The organism is Enterobacter sp. CGMCC 5087 (assembly GCF_003144775.1).
In the GTDB taxonomy this organism is placed as follows: Bacteria; Pseudomonadota; Gammaproteobacteria; order Enterobacterales; family Enterobacteriaceae; genus Enterobacter; species Enterobacter cloacae_M.
In genome coordinates, this window is the sequence record NZ_QFXN01000233.1 from 1 (window position 1) to 3,420 (window position 3,420).

At 59.0% G+C, this 3,420-nt stretch carries 2 protein-coding genes; both read right to left on the reverse strand.

Annotated elements, in window-relative coordinates; translation table 11 throughout:
- The coding region (gene malQ, locus DEO48_RS20630; RefSeq protein ID WP_109846160.1) for a 4-alpha-glucanotransferase at window positions 1-2,040 on the reverse strand (2,040 nt) is incomplete at its 3' end.
- 9 nt (window positions 2,041-2,049) lie between these two features.
- The coding region (glgP, locus tag DEO48_RS20635) for a glycogen/starch/alpha-glucan family phosphorylase (protein ID WP_146198311.1) at window positions 2,050-3,420 on the reverse strand (1,371 nt) is incomplete at its 5' end.

Consider the following 3,420-nt stretch of genomic DNA (forward strand, 5'->3'; position numbering starts at 1 on the left):
CTTAATCAGCTTGTTCACCCCGTCATCGGCAAACATCTTCTCAAGCGTTGTGGACAGCTTGCGACGCCAGTTCTTGTACTGATAGCTGGTCCCCGGAATGTTCACCGGCTCCGCCATATCAATCCAGTCTTCAGGCTGCAGGCCCAGCAGCGCGCTGTTGCTGTCGGCAATATAGCGCTGCAGGCCGCGATTAAGGGTCGCGGTCATCGACATCAATGACGCCTTATGTCCGGCACGTTTCGGCAGACAGCCCTGCTTGTGCAGCGCATCCAGCAGCCCCTGTTTGGAGAGTTCGCGATCCTGATACAGGCCGCGCAGAACCTCTTCATCAGGATACAGACCCAGCGTTTTACCGAGCGTCAGATCGCCGCTTTCCCAATAGCCACGAAGCGTAGGAAGGTCATGCGTCGTCGCGACTGCCATTGACTGTTCAGGGTACGCTTTCGGCGCGCGGAAGGTTTTCTCATGGTCGTTTTCAAAATAGAGCACTTTATAGGAGTAGACGCCGCTGTCGCGGAGCTTGCTGACAATTTCCACCGGCACGGTACCGAGATCTTCACCGATCACCATGCACTGATGGCGCTTGCTTTCCAGCGCGAGGATCGACAGCAGATCGTCAACCGGATACTGCACGTACGCGCCGTGATCGGCCGTTTCACCGTACGGGATCCACCACAGACGCAGCACGGACATCACGTGGTCGATACGCAGCGCGCCGCAGTTCTGCATGTTGGCGCGCAGCAGGTCGATGAACGGCTCGTAGGCGCGCGCCGCCATGACGTGCGGATCCATCGGCGGCAATCCCCAGTTCTGGCCGAGCGGGCCAAGGATATCCGGAGGTGCCCCCACGGAGGCCTTCAGGCAATAAAGCTCACGGTCGCACCAGGTTTCCGCGCCGCCTTCCGCCACGCCCACGGCCAGATCGCGGTACAGGCCAATCGGCATCTTATAGCCCTGGCTCACCTGCCAGCAGGCGGCAAACTGGCTGTACGCCAGCCACTGCAACCACAGGTAGAAGTCCACTTCATCGGCATATTTTTTACAGAACGCTTTTACTTCAGGCGTGTCGACGGACTGATACGCTTCCGGCCAGACCGGCCAGCCCCAGCGCATTTCGTCCTCTTTCACCTGATACGCGTGCAGCGCATCAAACGCCGCCTGCCAGTACAGGCTCTCGCCCTCCTGCGTTACAAACTGGCGGAACGCGGCCATCTGCTCGTCATCACGCTGCGAAAAGCCTTTCCACGCCAGACGCAGCGCGGCCATTTTCAGCGCCGTGACGGTGGAATAGTCCACCCAGTCCGCGTCGCGCGCCTGCTTCAGTGCCTGCTGCGTGGTGCTGAGTTTCCACCACGCCTGCGCCTCTTTGCTGTTTTTGAAGTCATCTAACGCGTTAACGTCGATATAAATCACGTTCAGCCAGCGACGGGACGACGGGCTATACGGGCTGGCGCTCTCCGGGTTGGCCGGATAGAGCGCGTGGATCGGGTTGAGCCCGATAAACGCGCCGCCGCGCTCGCCTACATCCACCAGCATCTTTTTCAGATCGCCAAAATCACCGATGCCCCAGTTGCTGTCGGAGCGCAGCGTATAGAGCTGCACGCAGGCACCCCACAGCTTTTTGCCTTCGAGCAACGCCTGCGGCTCGTAGCAGCGTTTTGGCGCGACGATCACCCGGCAGTGGAAACGACGATCGTCCTGGGTGAGCGTTAAGGTGTGATACCCCTCCGGCAGCTTCGCCGGAAGGTTTAACGTTTTGCCGCCGGTGGCGTGGCCTTTGTGCTGATGCCCCTCTTCGGTGGTAAGCAGCCAGCTAAACTCGCCGCGCCCCTCCACCGCCAGCGGCATCTTTTTGCCTGCGGTGAACACCTTCACGTTCGGCACCGGCGCAACCGACGCTTTCGCGTCGGCTTTGTGCATGGCATCCAGCAAACGTTTTTTGGTGTCGGCGCCAATAGACTGCGGTTTGCCGTGCGCATTAATGTAACTGAGGCTGATCCCCGCCGCCTGCGCGGCGCTGTCCAGACGTTTACTCTCCATCGCGCTTCCTTAGCGTTTTGCCTGCCAGATACGGGCCTGATAATCACGGATTGAGCGGTCAGAGCTGAACATACCGCAGCGGGCGGTATTCAGGATGCACGCGCGGGTCCACGCTTCCTGGTCGCGATACAGCACGTCGACCTGCTTTTGCGCTTCAACGTAGGCCGTGAAGTCCGCCATTACCAGATACGGGTCACCGCCGTGTTTGTCCATGCTGTGCAGCATCTGGTCAAACGCGTGCTTGTCGCCGTCGCTGTATTTACCGCTTTCCAGCTCCTTCAGCACCGCGTCGAGCACCTTGTCTTTCTTACGCCATTTCACCGGGTCATAGCCTTTGGCCTTGATGGCTTTCACCTCTTCCACGGTGTGGCCGAAAATAAAGATGTTCTCTTCGCCCACCTTCTCGGCGATTTCGACGTTGGCCCCGTCGAGCGTACCGACGGTCAGCGCGCCGTTCAGCGCCAGCTTCATGTTGCCGGTACCGGACGCTTCTTTACCTGCGGTAGAGATCTGCTCGGAAATATCCGCCGCCGGGATCAGCATTTCAGCCGCCGAGACGCAGTAGTCCGGCAGGAACACCACCTTCAGCTTGTCGCCCACTTTCGGATCGCTGTTGATCGCCGCCGCCACTTTATTGATGGCGAGGATAATGTTTTTCGCCAGGTAGTAGCCCGGCGCCGCTTTCGCACCGAACAGGAACACGCGCGGCACGCGGTCGGCCTGCGGGTTCTCGCGGATCTCTTTGTACAGCGCCAGAATGTGCAGCAGGTTCAGGTGCTGGCGTTTGTACTCGTGCAGACGTTTGATCTGAATGTCGAAAATGGCATTCGGGTTGATCTCAATCCCGGTACGCATTTTCACGAACTCAGCCAGGCGAACCTTGTTCTCCAGCTTGATCGCGCGGTACTGCTCGCGGAATTTCGCGTCGTCAGCCTGTTTTTCCAGGTGGATGAGCTGGTCCAGATCGTTGGCCCATTCTTTCTTCAGGGTCTTATCCAGCAGACCGGCCAGCAGCGGGTTGCACTGCTTGATCCAGCGACGCGGCGTGATGCCGTTGGTCACGTTGTGGAATTTGGTCGGCCACAGCTGGTGGTATTCCGGGAAGAGATCTTTGACCACCAGATCCGAGTGCAGCGCCGCCACGCCGTTCACCGCAAAGCCGCTGACCACGCACATGTTCGCCATGCGCACCTGCTTATCGTGAACCACCGCCAGCTTCGCCCAGACCGCTTTGTTGCCCGGCCAGGTTTTATCCACCAGGGTTTTAAACTGGTCGTTAATCTTGTTGATGATCTGCATGTGGCGCGGCAGCAGCGTTTTCACCAGCTTCTCATCCCAGCACTCGAGCGCCTCTGGCATCAGAGTGTGGTTGGTGTAGGC